A 25829-nucleotide genomic window follows, 5' to 3' on the forward strand; every position below is an offset into this window, starting at 1 on the left:
GGTTGCGCTTCTAGTCGAGAAGTGCGAGCAGTTTCGAGACGGTCCTGAGGTTTCTGGCTGTGGAATCCCGGCCGACTTGGCGCCAGAATGCCGGCTTCAACCTCGTGTGCGAAACGCCGTCTGGCAGGTACTGGTACACGGCCTCAGCCCCGACGGCGACGAGCTCTGAGCCGAGATCGTCTGGCACGCTGACCTCGTCCGGCACGGTGCTCATGAAGGTGATTGTGAGTCGCGACTCGTCGCCGGTGAACGGGAATGCGTCGGCGATCCGGCGAAATTGCACCGCATCGACAATCAGGATGCTGGTGGTGACCCCGGTCTCGTCGGCGACGCGCTGCTGGAGGGCCGCCGCATCCACCTTGCCCCTGAAAACCACGTTGCCGCTGTTGAGCAGCGTGACCACCTCCGTCGCTCCCGCCTCCTCGAACGCGGAGCGCAGCAGCGCCATCGGCACCTTCGTCGTTGGCCCGACGTTGATTCCCCTCAGGAGTGCGACAGATCGCGAGGCCGGACTCATTCCGGTGACTCTGCGTCGTCTCGTCGCTGCTCGTTGGCCTCTCTGAACAATTCACCGGCTCGCATGGCCTTCAGCGCGGGATATGCCGACATCAGCACTGCCATCGGGGCGCGCAGTGCGATGTTGTGAACGTTGTGCTTCTGGTAGGTGCGCTCGAAACGCATCACATAGTCGTAAAACTCGCGCGGATTGTCGTCGAGGCGCCGGGCCGACATCCCGGTGACCATCTCGGAGGAGTATGCGACCTTCTGGGCATGCTCGTGCAGGTGGATCGACAAGTCGATGTCCTCATGGAGTTCGTCATCGGGATCGAGGCACGCCTCAGATCCGATCAGCTGCCAGGCCGTAGCACGCAGTGCCATATTGCTGCCGAACAGCAGGTGGTAGTCCTGCGCCAGAACGATCAGAGCCCGTCGGACAGCGTCATCGGCGATGGCGCCGAACCGACGCAGGGGCATGTCGTAGTAGATCACCGGTCCGGTGCACGCCGCGACCTCCGGGTCAGCGAAAGCCTTCTGAACCTCCTCTACCCAGGTCGGCTCGAGCACCGAATCCGAATCGATGCGGCCCAGGATGTCGCCGTGCGCGTGGTCAAGGCCGAAGTTGCGGGTGGGGATGATCCCCTGCGCCTCCTGCTGCTGGAGGTAAATGAGCGGTGCCTCGGGAAACGCGACCTGCAGCGCCTTGACGACGGCGGCTGTGCCATCCGTCGACATGTTGTCCACGACGATCACCTCGAACGCGGGCACGGTCTGCTCGAGCGCGGCAAGCACGCACGCCTTAATGGTGTGTTCTTCGTTCCACGCCGGGATGACGATCGAGACGGTCGGTCGAGGCGAATCCATGCTGCCAACCTACCGGAGGGGCCCATTTTCGGCCCAAGCCTGACCTTTACCCCGTGATCAGATTTTGCGCAACCCCCCACCGAGCCATTCCCGCGTGTTGCCTGCAAACGAATACCACTTCGCCAACGGGGCCGGCCCTCTTCTCTCACTCCGGTAGCGTTAACGCCCATGACTCCCCCGCAGCACCACACTCATTCCTTTCGGTCGACTGAGTCATGGTAGAAAGCTGGCCAGGGACGGCCTATCCTCTTGGCGCCACCTTTGACGGCAGCGGAACGAATTTCGCTCTGTTCAGCGAGGCCGCTGAAAGAGTCGAGCTGTGCCTCTTCAACGACGGGGAAGAGATCCGCGTCCCCTTGACCGAGGTCGATGCCTTCATCTGGCACGCCTACCTGCCGACGGTGCAGGCCGGGCAGTTGTACGGGTACCGCGTTTATGGCGACTACGACCCCGAGAACGGGTCGCGCGCCAACGGGTCAAAACTGCTGCTCGATCCGTACGCCAAGGCCACCAGCGGTGACATCGACTGGGATCAGTCTCTGTTCTCCTACAACTTCGGCGACGAAGATTCCGTGAACAATGACGACTCAGCCAGTCACATGATGCTCGGCGTCGTGGTGAACCCCTACTTCGACTGGTCGGGCGAATCGTCACCGAACATCGCCTACAACGACACCGTGATCTACGAGGCGCACGTCAAGGGTCTCACCGCAACACATCCCGATATCCCCGAGGAGCAGCGCGGAACCTACTCGGCCATCGCGCATCCGGCCATCATCGAGCACCTCCAAAAACTCGGAATCACCGCCATTGAATTGATGCCCGTGCACCAGTTCGTCAACGACTCGGTACTTCAGGATCAGGGCCTGTCGAACTACTGGGGCTACAACACGATCGGGTTCTTCGCTCCGCACGCCGCATACTCGTCGACCGGCGATCGTGGCCAGCAGGTGCTCGAGTTCAAGAGCATGGTGCGTGCCCTGCACCATGCCGGCATCGAAGTGATTCTCGATGTGGTCTACAACCACACGGCAGAGGGAAACCACCTCGGGCCCACGATCTCGTTCAGGGGCATCGACAACGCCGCTTACTACCGCCTCGTCGACGACGACCAGAAGCACTACATGGACTACACGGGCACCGGAAACTCGTTCAACGTGCGGCACCCTCATTCGCTGCAGCTGATCATGGATTCCCTGCGCTACTGGGTCACCGAGATGCACGTCGACGGATTCAGGTTCGACCTCGCCTCCACCCTCGCCCGCGAGTTCTACGACGTCGACAAACTCTCGACCTTCTTCGAGCTGGTGCAGCAGGATCCGGTGGTCTCGCAGGTGAAACTGATCGCCGAGCCCTGGGATATCGGCCCGGGCGGCTATCAGGTGGGCAACTTCCCTCCGCAGTGGACCGAGTGGAACGGAAAGTACCGCGACACCGTCCGCGACTTCTGGCGGGGCGAACCCGCCACCCTCGGCGAGTTCGTGAGCCGCTTGAGCGGATCACCCGAGCTTTATGAAACGTCGGGGCGACGCCCGGTGGCATCCATCAACTTCGTTACAGCGCACGATGGGTTCACCATGCGCGACCTCGTGTCGTACAACGAGAAGAACAACCAGGCGAACGGCGAGAACAACAACGACGGCGAGTCACACAACCGCTCGTGGAACAGCGGAGTCGAGGGCGAGACTAAGAACCGCGCTGTGCTCGCGATCCGGGCCCGTCAGCAGCGCAACTTCATCACCACACTGTTCCTCTCGCAGGGCGTGCCCATGCTGCTTCACGGTGACGAGATGGGTCGCACGCAGCGCGGGAATAACAACACATACGCACAGGACTCCGAGCTGAGCTGGGTGAACTGGGCGGAGGCTGACGAGTCGTTGGTCGCCTTCACGTCGATGGTCGCCGCGCTGCGGGCGAATCATCCGGTCTTCCGCCGGAAGCGATTCTTCACGGGTCGCCCGGTGAAGCGTGCCGAGGGCGAGCCATTGATGGATGTCGAGTGGCTGTCGACTGACGCGACCGCGATGACTGACGAGCATTGGGAATCCGACTACGTCAAGTCGCTCGGCATGTTCCTGAACGGTGACGGTATCAGGGGCCGGGATGCCCGGGGCCAGGACATCACCGACGCGAACTTCCTGCTGTACTTCAATGCGTCAGAAGAGGGAGTCACGTTTCAGCTGCCGTCAGCGGAATACGGCGCCAAATGGGATCTCGTGCTCGACACCACCACCGCGAAAGCTCCCAAGGGTGTCTTCGCTGCTGGCGGGTCGATCACCGTTGGCGGACGCGCGATCATGGTGTTGTGCGCACGTAAGGAGACCTCCTGAACATCCCGATCTCGACCTACCGCCTGCAGATCAGAGCTGGCTTCGATCTGGATGCCGCGGCAGAGCTTGTCGACTACCTCGCGCTGCTCGGGGTGGACTGGGTCTACCTATCGCCGATCCTCGCCGCCGAGCAGGGATCGGACCACGGTTATGACGTCGTGGATCACTCGTTCATCGACGCCTCCCGGGGTGGCGCGGCGGGGCTCGAAAAGCTGTCCGCCGCTGCGCACTCTCGCGGCATGGGCGTGCTCGTTGACATCGTGCCGAACCATGTGGGGGTTGCGACGCCATCGGCAAATCCGTGGTGGTGGGATCTCCTGCTGCGAGGCCAGGACTCTCGCTACGCGGAGGCATTCGATGTCGATTGGGATTTCGGAGATTCGCGCATCCGCATCCCCGTTCTCGGCGACGAAGACATTCCGCAGCTGTCGATCGTAGATGGGCAGCTCGCCTACTACGACCAGCGGTTCCCCATCGCCGAGGGCACGGCCGACGATGGCGCTGACGCCCTCACCGTTCACGACCGGCAGCACTACGAGCTGGTGAACTGGCGCCGCGCCGACGCCGAACTCAACTACCGCAGGTTCTTCGCGGTGAACTCCCTCGCCGGCATCCGGGTCGAGGTGCCGTGGGTCTTCGACGAGTCACACGCAGAAATCGTCCGCTGGTTCGACGAGAAGCTCGTGGATGGTCTAAGGGTTGATCATCCGGACGGCGTGCTCGACCCTGGAACCTATCTCGATGACCTTGCCAGGGCAACCGGATCCGCATACGTGCTGGTGGAGAAGATCCTAGAGGGCAGCGAGCGGATGCCGCCCCATTGGCAGGCCGCAGGAACCACGGGCTACGACGCTCTCGGCGACATCGACCGCGTGCTCGTCGACCCCGCCGGGCGTCATCGCCTCGACCGGCTCGACGCAAGCATCGACGACGCGCCGAAACAACCCTGGCTCGACCTCATCCATGACACGAAGCGGGCGATCGCCGACGGAATCCTGCGATCGGAAATCCTGCGCATCGCCAGGATGCTCGCCGACGAGACAGGTGACCTGACGACGGGACAGGCCGACGACGCTATCGCCGAAATCGCCGCATGCTTCCCCGTCTATCGGTCGTACCTGCCGCACGGCATGGAACATTTCGAGGAGGCCCTCGAAGATGCGAGACATCGCCGGCCAGATCTCGACGAGGTTTTCGACGTGCTGGTTCCGCTGCTGAGCGATCCGTCGAACCCGGCCGCGCAACGCCTGCAGCAGACCACCGGCATGGTCATGGCAAAGGGCGTCGAAGACACCGCGTTCTACCGGTATTCCCGGCTCGCATCGCTGACCGAGGTGGGCGGCGATCCTTCCGAGTTCTCCATCACCCTCGACGAGTTTCATTCCCGCCAGGAGGATCGCCACGCGGTGTTCCCTGCCTCGCTCACGACGCTCAGCACTCACGACACGAAGCGCGGCGAGGATGTTCGGGCACGCATCGATGTGCTCTCGGAGATTCCCGGCGAATGGCGGTCAACCCTGACCAGCCTGCGTGAGCTGGCACCACTCGGCGATGGACCACTCGAAAACCTCCTGTGGGAGTCGATCGTCGGTACCTGGCCGGCGTCGCGCGAGAGGCTGCATGCCTACGCCGAGAAGGCCGCACGGGAGGCCGGTAACTCCACCGGCTGGGCAGCGCCCGACGAAGATTTCGAGCTGAGGATGCACGCGCTCATCGACAGCGCATTCGACAACCCGGCCGCGGCGGAGCAGCTCGCGGCCATCGTCGAGCGGGTGTCGCAGCCAGGGTGGTCCAACTCCCTGGCGGCCAAGCTCATCCAGTTGACCGCACCTGGGGTGCCCGACGTTTATCAGGGCAGCGAACTGTGGGAGACCTCGCTCGTCGATCCAGACAACCGCCGGACTGTCGACTTCGGCCTGCGTCGGCAGTTGCTGGCCTCGATCGATGGCGGCGAGCATCCACACATCGATGCGACCGGTGCCGCAAAGCTTTTGGTGACCACCGCCGCTCTGCGGTTGCGCAGGGATCGTGCGGAACTTTTCACGCGCTACGCCCCGATCTCGGCTATTGGTGAGGCAGCCGACCATCTCATCGCCTTCGACCGCGGCGGTGCCGTGACGCTGGCGACGCGCTTGCCGATCGGGCTCGACGCTCGCGGTGGGTGGGGATCGACCACCGTGTTGTTGGCGCAGCGACCTATTGTTGACGTGATCACGGGAGCCGAATACGAGGGCGGCGAACTCGAGTTGAGCGTGCTGCTGTCGCAGTATCCGGTTGCGTTGCTCGCAACAAGGGAGGTCTAGATGCCATTCCAGCTATGGGCGCCTCGAGCCCACCGCGTGACGCTCGTGCTCGGGTCACAGAGCGTCAGCCTGGACGCGGTCGGCGACGGCTGGTGGTCACCCCGTGGACGTGTCGAGTGGGCTGAGGGTCTCGACTACGGCTACCTGATCGATGACGACTCGACTCCGCTGCCAGACCCGCGTTCGCGCAGGCAGCCGTGGGGAGTTCACGGTCTTTCGCGCACCGTCGATCCGGCCTCGTACGAGTGGTCAGACTCCCAATGGGCGGGCCGCGAGCTCAAGGGCGCCACGATCTACGAACTGCACATCGGTACTTACACGCCAGAAGGAACGCTGGATTCCGCCATCGAAAGGCTCGATCATCTGGTCGAACTCGGCATCGATTTCGTTGAGGTACTCCCGGTCAACGGCTTCAACGGAACGCACAACTGGGGCTACGACGGTGTGCTGTGGTACACGGTGCATGAAGGCTATGGCGGTCCCGCCGCTTACCAGCGGTTCGTCGACGCCTGCCATCAGCGGGGGCTCGGCGTCATTCAGGATGTCGTCTACAACCACCTCGGTCCGAGCGGAAACTACCTCCCACGGTTGGGCCCGTACCTGGACGACGCCAGCTCGAATACGTGGGGTACGACCGTCAATCTGGCCGAGCCGGAGGTGCGCGAGTACATCATCCGCAACGCGCTGATGTGGATGAACGACTACCACGTCGACGGGCTCAGGCTGGATGCCGTACACGCCCTGGTGGATACGCGAGAGAAGCACCTGCTGGCGGAGCTGGCAGAGCGCACCGACAGCCTCAGCGAGGCCATCGGGAGACCGCTCACGCTCATCGCCGAGTCGGACCTCAACGATCCGAAGATGATCACGCCGCGAAGCGAAGGCGGCTATGGAATGACAGCGCAATGGAGCGATGACTACCACCACGCCGCGCACGTGAACCTAACCGGGGAGACGAGCGGGTATTACGCCGACTTCGACTCGCTCGAGGCCCTGGCCAAGACGATGACCCGTGGGTTCTTTCATGATGGAACGTACTCATCCTTCCGGGAGCGCAATCACGGAGTTCCGATAGACCTGAGCGCCGTGCCGACCTGGCGCCTCGTCACCTTCACCCAGGATCACGACCAGATCGGCAACCGCGCCGTCGGGGACAGACTTACCGCGCAGCTGAATGCGAACCAGCAGGCCATCGCGGCGGTGCTGACCCTGCTCGGTCCGTTTACTCCGATGCTGTTCATGGGTGAGGAGTGGGGCGCCACGACTCCGTGGCAGTTCTTCACGTCGCATCCCGAGCCCGAACTTGGCATCGCGACGGCAGAGGGTCGTATCGCCGAATTCGAGAAAATGGGTTGGGACGCCGCAGTCGTACCCAACCCTCAGGATCTGGCTACCTTCACGAACTCCCGGCTCGACTGGTCCGAGCTGGAGGAGCCCGCGCACGCACGGATCTTCGCGCTCTACCGCGAGCTCGTGACGTTGCGCCGTGAGCTGCCGGGGCTGACTGACCCCGACTTCTCCTCCGTCTCCTGCTCCTTTGACGAAGGCGAACGGTGGTTCAGGATGGACCGTCCCGGCGTCAGCGTCGCGATCAACTTCTCCGATCAGGACGCCGATGTGCCCGCGCCCGCCGGCACTATCGTGCTGGCCACCTCGGGATCGCCGGAGCACCAGGGTGAGTCGATCCGCCTCGATGCCCAGAGCGCGGCAGTTCTGCGCACCTGAATCCCGTCGGGACGTCCCGATCGTACTCCTGCGTCATAAAGTGTCAAGACGTTTACTTGGTGGCGTTTCGGTGGTCGAATGGGTTCGCACCCCCGACCGAAAGGCGAATCAGTGTCGATTAGCGAACTCCCCCACGCAACGTCCCACGCTCGAGGTACTGCCTCGGCAACGCAACCCCGCCCCAGGCAAGAGGAACCTTCGATCGCGCTCTTACGCGACGATGTCTATGCCGTCCTCGATGAACACACCACCATGGGGTTCGTCGAACGTATCGAGAACGTCTACGTCGCGATGGCGGGCGACCGTCAGCTCAAGGCCGTTGAGATCGGCCAATCCCTCTCGTGGGACGTCGCCGTCGAGATGGTGTGCATAGCGTACCGACGCCGCCACTAACGCAGGGTGTTCGACGACGGCCGCGGTCAGGTCGTGACGAAGTCGATGAGCTGCTCGACCCTGCCCAGCAACTGCGGCTCGAGATCGGCGTAGCTGTCCACCCTCGAAAGGATGTGTTGCCACGCGCGGGCAATGTCGGCTTGCTCTGCGTGCGGCCAGCCCATCGCCTCGCACACACCGTGCTTCCACTCTGTTCCTCGCGGGATTACGGGCCACGCTTTCATTCCAAGCCGTGCTGGTTTCACCGCCTGCCAGACGTCGATGAAGGGATGTCCGACCACGAGGACGTGCTCGCGTGAAGTGCCCCGGTTGACGGCATCCGCGATTCGTGATTCTTTCGACCCGGCGACCAGATGGTCGACCAGCACCCCGACCTTGCGCCCAGGACCCGGAGCGAAGTCACGGATAATCGCTTCGAGATCGTCCACCCCGGCGAGATACTCCACCACCACACCCTCGATGCGGAGGTCGTGACCCCAGACCTTCTCGACGAGTTCGGCGTCATGGCGACCCTCGACGAAAATACGACTCGGAAGTGCAACTTTGGCCCGATGTCCCTCGACGGCAACCGAACCGGATGCGCTTCGCATCGCCGGCTGAGCCTTCGGCGCAGGACGCACCAGCTTCACGGGAGCGCCATCGACGAGGTAACCGGCACCGAGTGTGAAGGTGCGGATAGCACCCACACGATCCTCGAGTTCGATCATGCCGTTGGCATAGGCGACGATCGCGCCAACGAAGCCCGTGCCGGTCTCTTCCAGAACGAGACCGCGTTCGATCGCGAGTTCTGGAATAGGAGCGGGGCCCCGCTGTTTCTTGAACCCCGCGAGAACATTATTGCCGTACCGGTCGTCACTCACCGGTCGAGGCTAACCGACAGCCCGCTGCAATCGACGGAGACCCACCGCTCATGCCTAGGCGTTGACGTGAGCCGACAGCCAGGCGTACGGGTCGATGAAGGTGCCATTCACGATGATGCCGAGGTGCAGGTGGGCTCCTGTCGACTCCCCCGTCGATCCGACCAACCCAAGACTTTGGCCGCGGGCGACGGTGTCACCGACGTTGACGGTGATCGAGGAATCCAGCATGTGTGCGTAGAGGCTCGACACGACCTGCCCGTCGATCACGTGCTCAACGACCACCTTGTTGCCGTAGCCCGTGGAATCCCACCCGGCCTCGGTGACAACTCCGGCCGCGATCGCCTCGATGGAGTAGCCGGAGCCGGGATTGAAATCGGTGCCCTTGTGATCCGTGGAGCATCCCGAGCACTCCCTGGTACCGAAGGTGCTGCTGATCGGGGTCGAGGCTGGCACAGACCACTGCACGACTGAAAACTCGGTCATGGCGAAATCATCACGCACCGGCGGGGCAACGACGGCAGGTGACGTGGTCAGGGATTGCGACTGCGCGGCCGCCCGCGTCACGTCCAGGGCGAAGGCCGCTGGTGCGGGCGACGGGATGCTTGTGAGCAACCCGACTGCCGCGACTGCAGCAACCAGCACCACGCGGCGCTGCGACCGGATAAAGCCGAGAAAGCCGGGACGGCGGCGCGCGGCGGCGCGGCGAGGGGACGAAATGGGCGTGTTGAACTCTTGTGACAAAGCGACTGATCTTTCGAGGTCGGCGCGGCAGACAAGGCGACGCGCACGTGCATCAACGGCACGAAACGGAGTAGTCAGCACCCGGTGGGGTGCGGGGGCGGTCTCGAAGGGAACGCAATCCGGCGGTGTAGTCGCGCCGGGGTTCACTCAGTCCTGGGGAATTTCCCTGTGACCAGCCTGCGCGATAACCCTGTGTGATTCATGTGTACGCATGAGCGGCGAGCGCGGGGCGGTCAGCATAGCCGCCAGCGCGATGCCTGCGATCGCGCCAATGCAGGACCAGGCAACGTCGCTGAGTTTGGCGTATCCCGTTGGCATCCAGACGGACTGCGCGGCTTCGATCCACACGGCCATGAGCAGGCTGAAGGCGAAAGCCGCCCACCAACGACGACGCCCGAGCATCAATAACAGCAACACTCCGACCGGCACGAAAGCGATGACGGGCCAGAACCATTGGTCCCGCGACGACGCCGAACTCGGCATGAAGGTGGCGAACACAAGAAGTGCGAGGTACGCGACATTGACGCAGAGCAGCATCATCCGTTTCACAGGCACCTGCTCAGTATTACCCGACGTCCTGCGGGGAAGGTGTGAGAAGAGTGAACGCATCATGGGAGCGACGCATTGTTCGGGAATCTCGGGGCCGAGCCGCCGGTTGTTACGCTCGATACAACATCCGGAGGTAACCCATGGCATTCGATTGGCTCGAACTGCAAAGGCGCGCTCATCGTGGATTCGCGACACGGGTTGCGGCCGTCACCGAGTGGGATGCAACGACTCCAGACACCGAATGGAGTGTGCGCGACCTCGTGGTCCATGTCATCGAGGAGCAGCAGTGGGTTCCCCATCTCCTCGCGGGATCATCGATCGCAGCAGCGAAAAAGGAGATCGACCCTTTGCGTGACGACCTGCGGTCCGAGTGGAGGCTCTACTCATTCGCCGCCATGACCGCGTGGGAGTCGACCCCGCGCGCGACGATGGTGCGGCTGTCGCGTGACATCGTCACCATGGAGGATTACCTTCGAGAGCAGGTGTCCGACGTAGCCATCCACACCTGGGATCTGGCTCGGGCGATCGGCGCCGACGAACAGTTGGACTCCGAGTTGGTGGATGCCGTCTGGACCGTATTCGAGCCCCAGAAAGACACTCTCGCGGCGAGCGGCCTCTTCGCGTCGCCGGTGCCGATCCCGGATGATGCGCCTCTTCAGGCCCGGCTTCTCGCCATCACCGGTCGCGACCCGCACGGGCGGATTATCGGGTGAGTAGCCCGGTCAGCACCAGCTCGCGCAATTGGGGTATTAGCTCCTGGGTGAGCTCGACCTCGTCGACCTCCAGAAGCTCCGCCACTGCAGCGCAGATCGCGCCGATGGGCAGCGTGCCATCGCACGCGCCGACCACGGCAGCGAGTCCCGTTCCAAGCTGAACCGTGCGGGCGAAGCCCGCGCCCTGCCGCAGGTCCATCACCGTGGGGTGCTCGTCGCCGGGCCAGTAGTGCCGCTGCTCTGTCACGTCGGGAGCGACGGTGAGTGCGACGCGAGCGAAGGCCGCGTCATCCAGCGTCTGCACCCAGTCGTGCGTGTCAAACAGAGCGGCGATGTGCACGCCCAGCGAATCGGACACCGGCCCGTCGAGCCGTTCAAAGCGTCGCAGGGTCGGCCCTCCCGTCACGGGCCGGCGAAGCGTCACGTACCCGAAGCCGACCTCGGTGACTCCCCTCGCCTCGAAATCGTCGAGCCAGGCGGTGTACAGCCGGTCGAATTCGGCGCCGGGAAGGGTGCCACCGTCACGGATCCACGTCTCCGCGTACCGCTCAACCGTTTGTCGCTCACGTTCAATCACCCAGGCGTCGAGCCCAGTGAACCGCACCCACTGTTCCACCCGAGCGAGACCGTCGTTCGCGCCGTACTCCCAATTGCCGAGGAGCTGCGCGACTCCCCCGGGAATGAGCGTCGACTCGACATCTTTGACGACGGACGCCACGATGCCATCGCCGACCATTCCGCCGTCCCGGTACTCGTACGCTGGCACACCGTCGAGGCCGCGAGGCGTGATGACGAAGGGCGGGTTCGAAACGACATGGCCAAACTTTTCCCCACGAACGGGGTCGAAGAGACTGCCGAGGCGCAGTTCGATATTGGTGATGCCGTTCAGCTCGGCGTTGAACGCGGCAAGCTCAAGGGCCCGCGCCGAGATGTCTGTCGCAATCACCTGCGTCGCGTGACGGGCGGCGTGCAGCGCCTGGATCCCACAGCCGGTGCCAAGATCGAGCGCGCGATCGACGGGCCGCGAGATCATCAGGCCGCTGAGGGTGGTGGATGCCCCACCCACCCCGAGCACGTGATTCTCAGGGATCGCGGTGCCGAGGGCGAGTTCACCGAGATCGGACGCGATCCACCAGCTCACCACTCCCCGACCGTCCGCGAAGGAGTAGGGGCGGAGGTCAAGCAACGGCACACCGTCGGCCGTGACGAGACCGAGTTGAACGGCTCCGGCCAGCCCGAGCGTCGGAAGGGCCGCCTCCACGTCGGCGGCGGGAGCCGGCAACCCGAGCACGAAGACCGTGGCCAGCGTCGACAGTGGCGTGGTCGACGTGATGTGTCTCAGCGCCGGGACACGCTGGCCGCGGTGGAGGGCGGCAGCGGCATCCTGACCCCACAGGTCGGCGAGCGCGTCGACGGTGAAATGGGCACTCGAAAGGTCAGCCGCGAGGTCGGCTAGGGCTGTCACTCGTCCATTCAACCACCACCGCCGGGGCGGCGGCGCTCAGGCGACGAGCACCGACAGCACGTTGCCCGCCGGATCTTTGAACCAGCAGATCAGCGGCCCCTGGTTGGCCTCCGTCGGCCGGGCAATGCCACGCTCATCGGTGAAATCGTCATAGATCTTCGTCACGACGCCGCGGGAGTTCAATTCGTCGACGGCAGCGTCGATGTCGGTCACGGGGAAGTTCAGGATGGTGAAGGTCGCTGGAACATGGTCGTCTTTGGGATAGATCATGACCACCCCGCCAGTCGCCAGCCGCAGGTTGAGAAAGCCCATCGCGTTGTCGTCGACGGTCAACCCCAGAGTGTCGCGGTAGAAGGTTCTGGCCGCGTCGATGTCGTCGACGGAGAAGCCACTGAAGGCCGGAGACTCTGAAAACACGATATTTCTCCCAACAGCGCCGGTGGATATGTTTACACCGTAAACACTGCCATATGATTGCTGGAACGTCTAGCAAAAGAGGCTCACCATCACGAATGCAATCGCCGGTCGCCCGAACTATCATCATGGCGACCTCCGGCAGGCCCTGCTGACCGCGGGCATCGAGCTCGCGCGCGACGGCGGCCCCGACGCCGTGGTTCTTCGCGAAGCGACCCGTCGAGTCGGGGTCTCCCCCAACGCCGCGTACCGACACTTCGCCGATCGCGACGCATTGCTGGCCGCCGTCAGCGACGCGGCGCTTGCCCTGCTTGCGACGTGCATCGATGAGATTGTCGAAAGGATCCCCGAGGGCGACCCCGACGTTGTCGCGCGGGCGCAGCTGCGGGCAGTCGGCACCGAGTATGTGAGCTTCGCGCTCGATAACCCCGGCCTGTTCCACGCTGCCTTCTTTGTGGCATCCGACCTCGAGAGCTCGAGCGCCCCGAGCAAATCCGGTCGAAGCGGCCGCTCCCCGCTTGCCCTGCTGACGGCCGCCCTCGACCTGCTCGTGTCATCGGGCGCCATGCCCTCCGAGCGCAGGCCACAAGCGGAATTCCTGGCGTGGTCATCTGTGCACGGCTTTGCCCTGCTGCTCATCGATGGTCCGCTGCGAGCGCTGCCCCGAGATCAGGCTGACGTCGTCACCCAGCGACTGATCGACATGGTGGAGGCCGGTTTCACCTGCCCGTGATTCCATTTCGGCCGTAGGTAGGGTGGAAGGGTGAAGCCACTCACTCCTGCAGACATCCGCGCGAGCTTCGTCAACGCCACCCACGGCGAGGTCGAGCGAGTGCCCATGCCCGGCCTGCACGACGTGATCTGGGCCGATCGTGAATACCTGGGCTGGCGAGACCAGCAGGCGCATCAGCGCGCCTATTTGGTGCACTGGGTCGACGACAGACCGGTCGGAATCCTGCTGCGTGCGTCAGAATTCTCCCTGCAACCTGGCATCGCAGCAATGTGCTCCCTGTGCCGGATCACGCGGCGGTCCCACGAAATCAGCCTCTTCTCAGCGCCCCTGGCCGGGCAGGCCGGCCGCGACGGAAACACCATAGGAACGTACCTCTGCGACGACCTGGCGTGTTCGCACCTGATCCGGATTCTGCCGCCGCCGCATCCGATGCAGCCAGCACCTGAGGAGGTACTCGCGGCGAGAACCAACGGTCTCATCTCCCGCGTGCAGGCCCTCACGGCAAACGTGATGAGGTCGGCGTGACCGCACTGCGGTAGACCCGAGCCGTCTGACCGGTCAACCCCTGTTCACTGACCTCCGGTGGAGGCAGTGTGGATTCATGACACATGATGACGAGCTGAAGAAGATCAACGACATTATTAACGGCACTCGATTTGCGACCGTCACCACCCGAACCTCCGACGGAGATCTGGTCAGTCGCCCGCTCGCCGTCCTGAGCCATGATTTCGAGGGAACCGTGTGGTTTTTCACCCAGGATCCGAGCCCCAAGACGGCGGACATTGCCCATGACGCGCACGTCAACGTTGCGTACTCCGACGGGCCGAGCACCGTCTCGCTCGCCGGGATCGCGACGGTGAGTCGCGATCAGGCCCGGATCGACGAGTTCTGGAATCCGTGGGCGGAGGCCTGGTTCGAAGGGGGCCGGAAAGACCCGACGGTCGCCCTGCTTCAGGTGGATGCCACGAGCATCGAGTACTGGGACATCGACAAGCCCGCCATCGCGCGTGCGTTCGAGGTCGTCAAGGGGCTGATCACCCAGAAGGCGCCCGATGTCGGGGAGAGTCGCACCGTGGAGCTGTGAGAGATCGCGCGCGACCGAAACTACCTTGCTACGCGCTCGATGACGCGGACTGCCTGGATACTTCGCTCGCAATCGGCGGCAACACTTTGTTCATGTAGGGCCGCCACAGCAGTTTCACGATGAGACCGACAACCCAGCTCCTGCCCGGCTTCCCAAAGAAGGTGTAGGTCCAGCTGATCCGGGTTCCTAGCTCGACGCGCTCGAAACGCCACTCAGCCCTGGCACCCGAGATCAGCATCCCGAACAGCTTCGTGAAGCCGCTGAGTTCGTAGGCGAAGTATGTTGGCGAATCCGTATTCGTGATTGTCTCGACCACCTGGCCGCCATCCGAAAGCTTCAGGGTGCGTGTGCGACCGATGGTGTCCCACGTGCCGCTCTGGTCTTTCACCGCCACGACGGCGGGGAGCAGCCCTGACGCTGGGTAAAACTTCGTCGGATCCAGCGGACCCGAAATCTCGTAGGCCTGCTTCGGGTTGGCCTGTGTGATCGCGACGGCTGTCGCGCTTGTGCCGGGCATAGTGTCCCTTTCGGTTTGACTGCTGTTCGGAGCAGCCCGTGAGTTCGATGGGATCGTCGACGAACATTCCGGCCGAGCTGGCTGCTGAGGCTACGAGGCCCCTGGACCACTCGATCCCGCCGGATACTCCTCGAGCTCCACCGCGTCCTTTCGCCATGCCGCGAGCGCTGGGGCGATAATCCTCCAGCATTCTTCGGCGACGTCACCGCGCACTGACAGCGTCGGGTCGCATTCGAGTAATCCGGCAAGCACTTCGCCATAGGCGCTGAGATCTCCCGCACCGAAGTCGGCGTGCAGGATGCTCGGCTCCAACGTGAACGGATCGCCCTCGCCGTTGATCATCAGGTCGATGTCGACGGCCGCCGGCTTCATCGACATCCGCAACCGCGACGGCACCGGGGCGGGCGTCAGGCCGGTGGGGAGGTGAGGCACCTCCTTGAACGTGACCACCACCTCCTGTTTCGCATCACCGAGCGCCTTGCCGGATCGCAACAGGAACGGCACCCCAGCCCAGCGCCAGTTTGCGATCTCGAGGGTCACCTCGGCGAGAGTTTCGGTCTTGCGCGACGCGTCAACGCCGTCCTCGTCCGTGTAGGCCGGCAGTGAGCGACCGTTAATTGTGCCGGCCGCATACCGTGCCCGTCGACTCGACGTGCCATTCTTCGTTTTCATGCTGGTAGCCCGCAGGACCTGGGCCATTGCACCGCGCAGGTCGTCCGCGTCGAGACTGGCCGGGGGCTCCATCGTTGCGAGGGCGAGCACGAGCAGCAGGTGGCTCTGGATCATGTCAACGAGCGCGCCGGCCTTGTCGTAGTAACCCGCGCGATTCTCGAGCGCGAGAGATTCGTCGAATACGATCTCGACCTTTTCTACGTTCTCGGCAGAGAATAAGGGCTCGAATATCCGGTTGGCGAACCTCACGCCAATCATGTTCAGCACCGTGGACTTGCCGAGGAAATGGTCGACCCTGAACACCTGGTGCTCCGGAAGCATCTTCTGCAGGAGCCGGTTGAGCGACTTCGCGGTGCGCAAGTCGGTGCCGAACGGCTTTTCGAGGGCGAACGATATTCCGGCGGGCAACGTCATCGTCGACAACGCCGTGCAGGCGGCGATCGTCACCGCTGGCGGAAGCGCAAAATAGAGAGCAACCCGACCCGGCGCCTCGGCGAGAACCGCGGCGAGATCGTCCTCATTCGTTACATCCGCCCTGAGATAGCGGGACTTCCCGGCCACCTCCCTTGCGAGCGCGGACGGGGTCGCGGCGAACGCCTCATCCACTTTCTTGTGCCACTCAGAGTCAGCAACATCACCCCTGTCGACACCGATGAGATTGATCGAAGCTCCTCGGGTGGAGGCGAGCAGGGAGGCCAGTCCCGGCAGCAACAATCTGGAGGTCAGGTCACCGTGGGCGCCGAGAATTACGAGGGTGTCGATGCGATCGGTCATCCCGCCGACGATACTCCGTGCGGATGACCGGGCAGAATGAGCAGCGTGAATATAGTTCTGCGTCGAGCACGTCGAATCTTCGTCGTGATTGCTGTGATCGTGCTGCTCGCGGTCGTCGCGTTTCTGTTCTATTCGAGCATGGTCATGGCTGGCGATCGGTCGCAGGCGATCAAGGTCTGGGACAACCCGGCGATCACTGTAACCTCGACCGACCATTCGGTGGTGCTGGAGCCCACGGGGGCCGCATCGGGAAGCGGCCTCGTCTTCATCCCCGGCGCCAAGGTCGACCCGTACGCCTACATGTACAAGTTGTCAGGAATTGTCGAATCGAGCGGCGTGACAGTGGTCATCACCAAACCGACGCTCAATCTCGCGTTCTTCGATCAGCGCCCACTGTCGCTCTTCGAGGATGACGCTCCCGCCGTCTCCCGCTGGTTCGTCGGCGGCCACTCTTTGGGCGGGGTGCGCGCCTGCCAACTCGCCGCATCGCCCGGGGCCGAGGTCGCCGGGCTGGTGCTGTTCGGAAGTTTCTGCGCCAACGACCTCTCAACCTCGACGCTGGAGGTGCTGTCGATCGGCGGCAACGCCGACGGCCTGAGCACGCCAGTCAAGATCGACAACGCGTCGACGCTCCTCCCGGCGGGGGCGGCCATCGTGCAGATTGACGGGCTCAACCACGCCGGATTCGGTGACTATGGCAGTCAGCCCGGTGACGGAGCCGCCACTCTCAGCAGCGAGCAGGAGCGGTCGGCTATCACCGACCTGCTCGAGTCTGTTCTCGCCTCCGGCGTGCACTGAACCGGCATTCCTGACACCCGTTTTGGCGGCAGCGGCGGACTCAATCGGGTCGCTAGGGTGTGCACATGCCATCGTCGCGCGTCGTTCTGGGGGAACTAGCACAAGCCGACGTCGATCGCCTGCTCGATGCCGCGATTCGACTCGCGAAACAACACCTCGCCGACGCGAGCGAGTTCGCACCCTTTGCGATAGTCGCGGGAATCGACGGCCGGCTACACGAGGCGGAGTTCGACCTCACGAGTCTGGGCAAGCACCCCGGGTCAGCGCAAATCGTGGACGCGACGACGACTCAACTGCGCGCGATCGCGCCCAACGCACGAGGTACGGCGCTCACCGTGAATACGCGGCTCAGCGAGCGGAAGACCGACGCAGTGGAAGTTCGCCTTGAGCACTACGAGGGCGGTGCGCTGTTGGCGCTGCTGCCATACAAACGGCCGAGGTTTAGCGGCGCTATCGACTTCGGGGATCTCATGATCTTCCCGGCCACGCCGGAGATCTGGAACTGACGAAGTCTCGTAGAGTGACGCCATGACCAAAGTCGCCCACCAAGCCTCGACCCCAGCGACCGCGAATTCGAGGAGCTCCTCGATCGACCTGTCGAAGCGCGACCTGACTCTCGATCTCGCTCGCGTGTTCTGCGTACTCCTGGTGGTCGCGATCCACCTCATGATGGTGGGCGTCGGGGTCGGCCAGGATGGACAACTGATCGCCACAAGCCCGGTCGACAGCCCCCTTGGAATTCAGCCTTGGTTTGCGGGCGCCACCTGGGCGGGCCAGATCATGCCGCTGTTCTTCGTCGTCGGCGGTTTCGCCTCGATCACCGCCTGGCGCAGCATGGTGCGCCGGGGCGGTACCGCGTCAGACTACGTACGGAACCGCGTGCTGCGGCTCGCCCAGCCAGCGCTTCCGCTGTACATCTTCTACGCGGTCGTCATTTCGGTTGCGACTCTGGCCGCACTGGCACCCGAGCTCCTCAGCATCGCTGTGCAGGGCGCTGCGTCCCCGCTCTGGTTCCTTGCCGCATACACGCTCTGTCAGGCAATGGTTCCAACGATGGTCGGATTCCACACCCGCCGCCCGCGAGCAACTCTCGTCGCCCTTGTCGCCGGAGCGGTGATCGTCGACTCCCTCCGGCATCTCACGGGGATCCAGGAGGTGGGGCTTGCGAACCTGTTCTTCGTCTGGCTCTTCGCCCAGCAACTCGGATTTTGGTACGCAGACGGCTGGTTCGCCGCCCGCCGCTGGTGGCAACTGGTGCTCATCGCGGTCGCCGCCTATGCCTCGCTCGTGCCCATGACCTTCACCGGCCAGTACCCGTTCGACATGCTCACGAACCTCAACCCGCCCACCGTGCCTCTCATGGCGCTCGCGATCGCACAGGCCTGCGTTCTGCGCCTGTTGCGCCCCGCACTCGCGCGGTTGATGAACACCCACGCTGCCAGGGCCGTTGTCTTTCTCGTCGGGTCGCGCCTGATGACCGTCTACCTTTGGCATCTGCCGGTCATCCTGATCATCTCAGGGGCGTTGCTGCTCATTCCCGGGGCGGCGCCCACCCCGGGCAGCGCCATCTGGTGGTGGTCGCGACCCGTGCTCTTCGTTGCGGTGCTGCTGGCGGTCTTCGCGCTGTCATTCCTCGTCGGCCGCTGGGAAGCTCCGCGCGAGATCACGCAGACTCCCCCGGCATCCGTCGTTGCCATCGCCGCAGTGCTGGCGTTCATCCCGTCGTTGCTCGTCACCCAGTACTTCATGAACCTGACGCTCGCCATCATTGGCAGCACCTTTCTCGCAGCTTCGGTGCTTATGCTCGGGCGATGGAGAACTCGCGCAACCGTCCCGGCCTGAGCCGCATCGAGCCAGGGCCCGGGCAGGAGTCGGTCTGGGATTATCCGCGGCCGCCCCGCGTCGAACCCAGCACCGAGCGAATCGTGGTCACGCTCGGCGGCCGGGTGATTGCCGAGACGACGGATTCGGTGCGCGTGCTTGAGACGAGTCATCCACCGGTCTACTACCTGCCGCGCTCCGCGTTCGTCGACGGCAGCCTCGTCGCGGCTGCCGGCAGCAGCTTCTGCGAATTCAAGGGTGCCGCGAAATACCTCTCTGTGGTGTCACCGGATGCCACGGCAGAGCGGGCCGCGTGGTACTACCCGACTCCCACCCCAGGTTTCGAAGCCCTCGTGGACAAGGTTGCCGTGTATCCGTCGGCCATGGACTCCTGTGTGGTTGCCGGAGAGACCGTCCAGGCGCAGGCCGGGGACTTCTACGGCGGCTGGATCACGAGCCGGGTCGTCGGGCCGTTCAAGGGCGGCGCGGGAACCGCGGGCTGGTAGCTCAGGGCGTCGTTGACACGGCCTGCTCCACCATCTTCTCGAGCACATCGAGGTCGACGTCAGACAGCCGTTTCACGTACAGGCATCCCTTGCCGGTCGTGTGCGGACCGAGCTGTTGCACGAGCGGATACTGCTCAGGCGCGTACTCACTCCACAGGCCGTAGAGGCTCAGAGCCGGTTTGCGTGGCGAGAAGCCGACGACAAACCAGTCGCCCTCCCTCCCGCTCGCGGATGTGTAGTGCATGCTTCCGAACCCGACCATCGTCGGGCCCCACATCGTCGCGGGCTCCCCGCTCACCCGTTCCATGAGCGCTCTCAGCACGGTGGCCTCCTCGCGCCGGCGCGGATCCGCCACCGCCGCGATGAAGTCGTCAACGTTCACTGTGGTCGCTGTCGTCTTGTTGGTGCTCATGCCACCAGCGTGCCACGGAGCGTCTCAGTGGTCGAGTAAGTTCTTGCGCACCACGCGTCGAAGCACCTTGCCCACGATGTTGCGCGGCAACTCCTCGACGACCTCGATCCGACGGGGCACCTTGTATGCGGCGAGCCGCTCCTTCGCCCAGGCGCGCACGGCGTCGGCATCGAAGGACTCTCCATCGGCGAGCACGACGGCGGCCGTGACATCCTCGCCCCCCGTCTTGCTCGGCAGCCCCACCACGGCCACGTCGGCAATGGAGGGATGAGTCAGAAGAACAGCCTCGACCTCGCTCGGAGCCACGTTAAAACCGCCGGTGATGATCAACTCCTTGATGCGGTCGATGATCGTGACGAAACCGTCCGCCGACACCGTCACGATGTCGCCGGTGCGAAGCCAGCCTCCCGGCAGCAGCGTCTCGGCTGTCTCACTCGGGCGATTCCAGTAGCCGCTGAACACCTGCGGGCCACGGATCAGCAGTTCGCCCTCGTCGCCCACTCCCCTGTCGACGCTCGGGTCGTCAGGGTCAACCACACGAATCTCGGTGCTCGGAAACGGCACACCCACTGTGCCCGGCCGACGCGAGGGGCCGATGGGGTTGCCCAGGGCGACGGGCGAGGTCTCGGTCATGCCGTAGCCCTCCACGAGCAGGCCGCCCGTGGTCTTTTCCCAGCGGGCGACCGTGTCGATCGGCAGATTCATGGCCCCCGAAATGGCGAAGCGAATGCCGCTGAGACTGACGCCCTTCTTCTCGGCCGCCGTGACCAGCCTGTCGTAGATCGGCGGCACCGCAGGGAGGAACGTGGCTGGCGTCGAGCGCATGGCATCGAGCACCAGCTTCTCGTCGAACTTCGGGAACAGCACCAGTCGAGCGCCCATGCTCATAGCGAAGGTCAGGCAGAGCGTCAGTCCGTAGGCGTGGAACATCGGAAGCACCCCGTAGAACACCTCGTTGCCTGGGCGGAGCCCGGGAACCCAGGCCTCACCCTGCGAGGCGTTTGCGCGCAGGTTCGAATGGGTCAGGATGGCGCCCTTGGGCGAGCCCGTGGTTCCGCTCGTGTACTGGAGCACGGCGATGTCGCCGAGCTCGGGGCCGGCCACCCTGCGGTTGATGCGCGCAGCATCGATGAGGGTGCTCCACGCGACAGCGCCGGTGACCGCCCGGCCCAGCGTCAGCGCGGCGCGGGACTCACGCGCCTTCTTCACCGGTAAACGCAACGCTGCCCGGATGCGCAGCGGCATCGCGCGGGTGATGTCGACGGAAATCACGGTGGCGACGCCGACGTCGGCCGGGAACCCGACCACCGTCGCTGCGATCTTGTCCCAGACGATGGCGACCGTCGCGCCGTGATCCTCGAATTGGTGGCGCAACTCACGCTCGGTGTACAGCGGGTTGTGCTCGATGGCGATGGCACCGATGCGCAGGATCGCGTAGAAGGCCACGACGTGTTGGGGGCAGTTGGGCAGCACGATCGCGACCCTGTCTCCGCGACGAACGCCGAGCTTGCGGAGCGCATTTGCTGCCCTCGCGACCTGATCACCGAGTTCCGCGTACGTCGTCTCTGCGCCGAAGAATTCCAGCGCCACCCGTCGGCGGTGACGACGGACCGCAACGTCGAGCATCTCTGTGAGCGTTTGTGTGGGCGGGTCTATTGCAGCAGGAACCCCCTCGGCGTACGACGCGAGCCAGGGTCTGGAATCGAAAACAGTCATCAATCGCATTCTGCCCCACATCGCGGCGTGCGTGGGTACCAGGGTGGTTCGGAGCGCCACGGCTCAACGCCTGCCCCCGTGGTGAATATCGGTGCGATGTGCCAAAGTTGACGCCGTGAACAACGACTTGCCCGCGGCCGACGCCCACGACCTGATCAGGGTGCGTGGCGCTCGGGAGAACAACCTTCGAGACGTCTCTCTCGACATCCCAAAACGTCGACTGACCGTCTTCACAGGAGTGTCAGGCTCGGGGAAATCCTCGCTCGTTTTCGGCACTATCGCCGCAGAATCCCAACGCCTCATCAACGAGACCTACAGCACCTTCGTGCAGGGCTTCATGCCGAACCTCGGCCGGCCGGAGGTCGATCGGCTCAGCGGACTCACCACCGCCATCATCGTCGACCAGGAGAGGATGGGTGCCAACTCCCGCTCCACGGTCGGCACGGCGACCGACGCGAACGCGATGCTGCGCATTTTGTTCAGCAGAATCGGTGAACCACACATCGGCTCACCCCAGGCCTTCTCCTTCAACGTTGCCTCGGCCCACGGCGCCGGCGCTCTCACGGTGGAGCGTGCATCCAGTCCGGCCAAGGCAGTGCGCCAGGATTTCTCTGTCACCGGCGGAATGTGCCCGCGGTGCGAGGGGCTCGGTCATGTTACGGACATCGACCTCGGCGAACTCTTCGACGAAACTAAGTCGCTGAATGATGGTGCGATCACGATCCCCGGCTACACCGCCGACGGCTGGATGGTGCGCATCTTCACCGAATCTGGATTCGTGCCGGGCGATGTCCCCATCCGCGCCTTCACGAAGCAACAACGCCAGGACTTCCTCTACAAGGAGCCGGTGAAGGTCGCCGTCAACAGCATGAACCTCACCTTCGAGGGCCTGGTGCCGAAAGTGCAGAAGAGCATCCTGTCGAAAGACAAGGACTCGGTGCAACCGCACATCCGCGCCTTCATCGATCGGGCCGTGACCTTCAACGATTGCCCAGACTGTGGCGGTACCAGGCTCAACGAGGGAGCCCGGTCGTCTCGCATCGAGGGGGTGAACATCGCCGACGCCTGCTCGATGCAGATCAGTGATCTCGCCGAATGGGTGCGAACGCTCGATGAGCCTTCGATGGCCCCGCTGCTGGCGACCCTTCAGGAGACCCTCGATTCGTTCGTGCACATCGGGTTGGGATACCTGTCACTCGATCGACCGGCTGGCACTCTGTCCGGCGGTGAGGCACAACGGACCAAGATGATCCGCCATCTGGGGTCTGCCCTCACCGATGTCACCTACGTCTTCGACGAGCCGACGATCGGGCTGCATCCCCACGACATCCAGCGCATGAACGAGTTGCTGCTGCGCCTCAGAGACAAGGGAAACACGGTGCTTGTCGTTGAGCACAAGCCCGAGACGATCGCGATCGCCGACCATGTCGTCGACCTGGGACCTCGGGCGGGCGTCGATGGCGGAACCGTCCAGTTCGAGGGCAGCGTCGCCGATCTCCGGTCGAGCGATACCCTGACCGGTCGCCACTTCAATGACAGGGCGGCGCTCCGCCCTTCGCCCCGAACCGGGGACGGTGCACTGGAGATCCGGGGCGCCACGCGCCACAACCTGAAAAATGTCGATGTCGACATCCCGTTGGGCATCCTGACCGTGGTGACGGGCGTCGCAGGCTCGGGCAAGAGCTCGCTCATCCATGGTTCCATCCCGAAGGGCAGCAACGTCGTCAGGGTCGACCAGGCGCCGATCAGAGGGTCGCGCCGCAGCAACCCGGCGACCTACACCGGGCTTCTCGACCCGATTCGCTCGGCGTTCGCGAAAGCCAACGGCGTCAAGGCCGCGCTGTTCAGCGCCAACTCCGAGGGCGCGTGCCCCAACTGCAACGGGAACGGGGTGATCTACTCGGATCTGGCCATAATGGCGGGCGTCTCGACGGTCTGCGAGGTGTGCGAAGGCAAAAGATTCCAAGCCTCGGTGCTCGAATACACCCTCGATGGCAAGAATATCGCCGAGGTGCTCGCAATGTCGGCGCTCGAAGCCTGCGACTTCTTCGGGTCGGGGCCGGCACACGCGATCCTGGATCGGATGGTGGATGTCGGGCTCGGCTACCTTTCGCTGGGGCAGCCTCTGACGACCCTCTCTGGCGGCGAGCGCCAGCGGCTCAAGCTCGCCATCAGCATGGCCGACAAAGGCGGGATCTATGTGCTGGATGAGCCCACCACCGGCCTGCATCTCGCCGACGTCGAGCACATGCTCGCCCTCTTCGACCGCCTCGTCGACTCTGGCAAGACGGTGATCGTGATCGAACACCACCAGGCGGTCATGGCTCACGCTGACTGGCTCATCGATATCGGCCCCGGCGCCGGCCAGGACGGCGGGAGCATTGTGTTTGAGGGCACGCCTGCTGATCTCGTCTCGACCGCAGACACCCTCACTGCCCAGCACCTGAAGCGCTACATCTCCTGAGGTTTCGGCGTCGCGCGGATCAACGACCGGGCAACGCCACAGTCTGCGTCTGGCCGCCGTAGCCGTTGGCCTGGTCCCGACCTTCGACAACCACCTCCGTGATGCCTGCCGGGATCTCGACGCCGGTCTGGCTTCGGGTGAACGGCTGCTCGCTCGCATGGTCGTGGGTCAGCTCGTGCTCGCCGAGCAGATCCCCGTCCGGTGTCAGGATGCGCCATCCATCGGCGTAGCGATCGGGGGTGTCGTACGGGGAGCTGACGGTGACCGCGAAATCGAATGAGTCACCGCCGGTGTTCGTGACCTCGACCGACACGATGTCAGGGAAGGAAGAGCTGTCTGTCGCGTTCGAGGATGAGCTCGATGGAGGCTGCGCGGTCGCATCGTCTACCGGCGAGCCCGCGCAGCCGGTCGCGAGGGCGACAACCAGCACTGGGAGCAGGACGGCCGAGGCCCGGGAGGGCTTCTTGTTGACCATCAGTGCCAGGCGTTGAAACACAGCCAGCGGATCGCTCATGGACCGAGCCTAGCCGGGAGCTTTGTGCGGGCAGCGGCTCGCCCGTCAGCCCGGCCGGGTCTCCGCCGCTGCGGCCTGGGCCTCCGCGATTTAGCGATGTCAGTTCACACTGACATCAGTCTGAACTGACATGCGAAAATCGCGCACCCTCGCGCTGCCAGAATGGCGGGATGCACAACTCTGCTGCCCCTGAACCCCGGCGCGTGATGGCAGCCGACGGTGTTGCCATCGCTACATACGAATTCGGCGACCCCGACGCATCCACGGTGCTTCTGGTGCACGGATTCGCTTCGAGCGCGCTCGGGAACTGGCACCTCACCGGGTGGGTGCGCGACCTCCTCCGCGCCGGACGGCACGTGATCGCCATCGACCAGCGCGGTCACGGCGCGAGCGACAAGCCGCACGATCCCCGCCGGTACAGCATGCAGATCCTCGCCGAGGATGTGCTGACCGTGCTCGACGCCTTCCTGCTGGGCGAGGTTCAGTTCGCCGGCTACTCCCTCGGTGCTCGGGTCGGGTGGAAGGCGGCACGCGAGTACCCCGACCGCATCACTGCGGCGGTGCTCGGCGGCATCCCCGATGGCGACCCTCTCACGCGCTTTCGGGTGGACCAGGCGCGAGAGTTCATCGCCAACGGCGAAGCTCCGGATGACCGGCTCACGGCGACGTACGTGCAGATGGCCGCCGGCATCCCGAACAACGACCTGTCAGCTCTGCTCGCTCTCGTCGAGGGGATGCGCGACGGGGAACAGCCGAATGTGGGCAATGCCCCCAGTCAGCAGCTACTTTTCGCCACGGGGAGCGACGATCGCATCGTCGAGAAGTCCCGCGCGTTGAGCGCCGCGTCACCCCACGGCACGTTCTTCGAGATCCCCGGCCGCAACCACTTCAACGCCCCGACCTCGCGCGAATTCCGCGCCGCGGCGATCGAGTTTCTCGCCGAGCAGCCCAATTAGAGTGGTG

The 25829-nt window shown here is 64.2% G+C and carries 26 protein-coding genes; 14 read left to right on the forward strand and 12 right to left on the reverse strand.

Features of this window, described 5'->3' with window-relative positions:
- Positions 1-10: 10 nt before the first annotated feature.
- Complete coding sequence (locus tag QMG83_RS10175; RefSeq protein WP_283505244.1) at positions 11-517, reverse strand: DUF1697 domain-containing protein; 507 nt, start codon at positions 515-517, stop codon at positions 11-13.
- Positions 514-1362: a glycosyltransferase family 2 protein gene (locus QMG83_RS10180; RefSeq protein ID WP_283505245.1), complete on the reverse strand. Its 849-nt coding sequence runs from the start codon at positions 1360-1362 to the stop codon at positions 514-516. Before QMG83_RS10180 ends, QMG83_RS10175 begins: the two co-directional genes overlap by 4 nt.
- Positions 1363-1577: 215 nt before the next feature.
- Between QMG83_RS10180 and glgX the strand changes: the two genes are divergently transcribed.
- The 4 genes from glgX to QMG83_RS10200 all read left to right on the forward strand — a co-directional run bounded on the left by glgX (position 1578) and on the right by QMG83_RS10200 (position 8113).
- Complete coding sequence (glgX, locus tag QMG83_RS10185) at positions 1578-3692, forward strand: glycogen debranching protein GlgX (RefSeq protein WP_283505246.1); 2115 nt, start codon at positions 1578-1580, stop codon at positions 3690-3692.
- Positions 3689-5995, forward strand: a complete 2307-nt coding sequence (treY, locus tag QMG83_RS10190) for a malto-oligosyltrehalose synthase (RefSeq protein ID WP_283505561.1) — start codon at positions 3689-3691, stop codon at positions 5993-5995. Before glgX ends, treY begins: the two co-directional genes overlap by 4 nt.
- Positions 5996-7720: a malto-oligosyltrehalose trehalohydrolase gene (gene treZ, locus QMG83_RS10195; protein ID WP_283505247.1), complete on the forward strand. Its 1725-nt coding sequence runs from the start codon at positions 5996-5998 to the stop codon at positions 7718-7720. It begins immediately after the preceding gene.
- Between the two features lie 111 nt (positions 7721-7831).
- A complete protein-coding gene (locus tag QMG83_RS10200; RefSeq protein WP_283505248.1) occupies positions 7832-8113 on the forward strand; it encodes a hypothetical protein in 282 nt (93 codons plus the stop codon).
- 26 nt (positions 8114-8139) lie between these two features.
- Here QMG83_RS10200 and QMG83_RS10205 read toward each other — a convergent pair whose 3' ends face one another.
- The 3 genes from QMG83_RS10205 to QMG83_RS10215 all read right to left on the reverse strand — a co-directional run bounded on the left by QMG83_RS10205 (position 8140) and on the right by QMG83_RS10215 (position 10269).
- Positions 8140-8973 (reverse strand): DUF3097 domain-containing protein, encoded by an 834-nt coding sequence (locus tag QMG83_RS10205; RefSeq protein WP_283505249.1) that lies wholly within the window; start codon positions 8971-8973, stop codon positions 8140-8142.
- Between the two features lie 54 nt (positions 8974-9027).
- Complete coding sequence (locus QMG83_RS10210) at positions 9028-9714, reverse strand: M23 family metallopeptidase (RefSeq protein WP_283505250.1); 687 nt, start codon at positions 9712-9714, stop codon at positions 9028-9030.
- A 147-nt stretch (positions 9715-9861) separates the two neighbouring features.
- A complete protein-coding gene (locus tag QMG83_RS10215) occupies positions 9862-10269 on the reverse strand; it encodes a VanZ family protein (RefSeq protein ID WP_283505251.1) in 408 nt (135 codons plus the stop codon).
- A 134-nt stretch (positions 10270-10403) separates the two neighbouring features.
- On the opposite strand from QMG83_RS10215, the gene QMG83_RS10220 reads away from it, so the two are divergent.
- Positions 10404-10976: a TIGR03086 family metal-binding protein gene (locus tag QMG83_RS10220; RefSeq protein ID WP_283505252.1), complete on the forward strand. Its 573-nt coding sequence runs from the start codon at positions 10404-10406 to the stop codon at positions 10974-10976.
- On the opposite strand, the gene QMG83_RS10225 is transcribed toward QMG83_RS10220, so the two are convergent.
- Both QMG83_RS10225 and QMG83_RS10230 read right to left on the reverse strand, forming a co-directional pair.
- A complete protein-coding gene (locus tag QMG83_RS10225) occupies positions 10966-12441 on the reverse strand; it encodes a DUF7059 domain-containing protein (RefSeq protein WP_283505253.1) in 1476 nt (491 codons plus the stop codon). The two genes, QMG83_RS10220 and QMG83_RS10225, sit on opposite strands and share 11 nt — an antisense overlap.
- A 36-nt stretch (positions 12442-12477) precedes the next feature.
- Positions 12478-12858, reverse strand: a complete 381-nt coding sequence (locus QMG83_RS10230; RefSeq protein WP_283505254.1) for a VOC family protein — start codon at positions 12856-12858, stop codon at positions 12478-12480.
- A 193-nt stretch (positions 12859-13051) separates the two neighbouring features.
- Between QMG83_RS10230 and QMG83_RS10235 the strand changes: the two genes are divergently transcribed.
- The 3 genes from QMG83_RS10235 to QMG83_RS10245 all read left to right on the forward strand — a co-directional run bounded on the left by QMG83_RS10235 (position 13052) and on the right by QMG83_RS10245 (position 14672).
- Entirely contained in the window at positions 13052-13588 is a 537-nt protein-coding gene (locus QMG83_RS10235) for a TetR/AcrR family transcriptional regulator (protein WP_502949025.1), read from the forward strand.
- Positions 13589-13618: 30 nt separating this feature from the next.
- Positions 13619-14113: an FBP domain-containing protein gene (locus QMG83_RS10240; RefSeq protein WP_283505255.1), complete on the forward strand. Its 495-nt coding sequence runs from the start codon at positions 13619-13621 to the stop codon at positions 14111-14113.
- Positions 14114-14189: 76 nt separating this feature from the next.
- Positions 14190-14672, forward strand: a complete 483-nt coding sequence (locus tag QMG83_RS10245; RefSeq protein ID WP_283505256.1) for a pyridoxamine 5'-phosphate oxidase family protein — start codon at positions 14190-14192, stop codon at positions 14670-14672.
- Between the two features lie 28 nt (positions 14673-14700).
- Here QMG83_RS10245 and QMG83_RS10250 read toward each other — a convergent pair whose 3' ends face one another.
- Both QMG83_RS10250 and QMG83_RS10255 read right to left on the reverse strand, forming a co-directional pair.
- The gene (locus QMG83_RS10250; RefSeq protein ID WP_283505257.1) at positions 14701-15189 is read right to left on the reverse strand and encodes an SRPBCC family protein; all 489 of its coding nucleotides are present in this window, start codon (positions 15187-15189) and stop codon (positions 14701-14703) included.
- 90 nt (positions 15190-15279) lie between these two features.
- A complete protein-coding gene (locus QMG83_RS10255) occupies positions 15280-16635 on the reverse strand; it encodes a glucose-6-phosphate dehydrogenase (protein WP_283505258.1) in 1356 nt (451 codons plus the stop codon).
- Between the two features lie 36 nt (positions 16636-16671).
- Between QMG83_RS10255 and QMG83_RS10260 the strand changes: the two genes are divergently transcribed.
- From QMG83_RS10260 to QMG83_RS10275, 4 genes are all read left to right on the forward strand, one after another.
- Complete coding sequence (locus QMG83_RS10260; RefSeq protein ID WP_283505259.1) at positions 16672-17433, forward strand: alpha/beta hydrolase; 762 nt, start codon at positions 16672-16674, stop codon at positions 17431-17433.
- Between the two features lie 65 nt (positions 17434-17498).
- Positions 17499-17939 (forward strand): hypothetical protein, encoded by a 441-nt coding sequence (locus tag QMG83_RS10265; RefSeq protein ID WP_283505260.1) that lies wholly within the window; start codon positions 17499-17501, stop codon positions 17937-17939.
- Positions 17940-17961: 22 nt separating this feature from the next.
- Positions 17962-19275 carry an acyltransferase family protein gene (locus QMG83_RS10270; RefSeq protein WP_283505261.1) on the forward strand — a complete coding sequence of 438 codons (1314 nt, stop codon included), beginning with the start codon at positions 17962-17964 and terminating at the stop codon, positions 19273-19275.
- A complete protein-coding gene (locus QMG83_RS10275) occupies positions 19245-19760 on the forward strand; it encodes a DUF427 domain-containing protein (RefSeq protein WP_283505262.1) in 516 nt (171 codons plus the stop codon). The genes QMG83_RS10270 and QMG83_RS10275 overlap by 31 nt, the downstream gene beginning before the upstream one ends.
- Before the next feature lies 1 nt (position 19761).
- Here QMG83_RS10275 and QMG83_RS10280 read toward each other — a convergent pair whose 3' ends face one another.
- Complete coding sequence (locus QMG83_RS10280) at positions 19762-20172, reverse strand: DUF1801 domain-containing protein (protein ID WP_283505263.1); 411 nt, start codon at positions 20170-20172, stop codon at positions 19762-19764.
- A 24-nt stretch (positions 20173-20196) separates the two neighbouring features.
- A complete protein-coding gene (locus tag QMG83_RS10285; protein WP_283505264.1) occupies positions 20197-21888 on the reverse strand; it encodes a long-chain-fatty-acid--CoA ligase in 1692 nt (563 codons plus the stop codon).
- 115 nt (positions 21889-22003) lie between these two features.
- Between QMG83_RS10285 and QMG83_RS10290 the strand changes: the two genes are divergently transcribed.
- Positions 22004-24352, forward strand: coding sequence for an ATP-binding cassette domain-containing protein (locus tag QMG83_RS10290; RefSeq protein ID WP_283505265.1), 2349 nt, complete (start codon positions 22004-22006; stop codon positions 24350-24352).
- A gap of 19 nt (positions 24353-24371) precedes the next feature.
- Here the strand turns inward: QMG83_RS10290 and QMG83_RS10295 are convergent, their stop codons facing one another.
- Positions 24372-24866 (reverse strand): hypothetical protein, encoded by a 495-nt coding sequence (locus tag QMG83_RS10295; protein WP_283505266.1) that lies wholly within the window; start codon positions 24864-24866, stop codon positions 24372-24374.
- 170 nt (positions 24867-25036) lie between these two features.
- On the opposite strand from QMG83_RS10295, the gene QMG83_RS10300 reads away from it, so the two are divergent.
- A complete protein-coding gene (locus QMG83_RS10300; RefSeq protein ID WP_283505267.1) occupies positions 25037-25822 on the forward strand; it encodes an alpha/beta fold hydrolase in 786 nt (261 codons plus the stop codon).
- Positions 25823-25829: the final 7 nt, after the last annotated feature.

Source organism: Salinibacterium sp. G-O1, from assembly GCF_030063305.1.
In the GTDB taxonomy this organism is placed as follows: domain Bacteria; phylum Actinomycetota; class Actinomycetes; order Actinomycetales; family Microbacteriaceae; genus Rhodoglobus.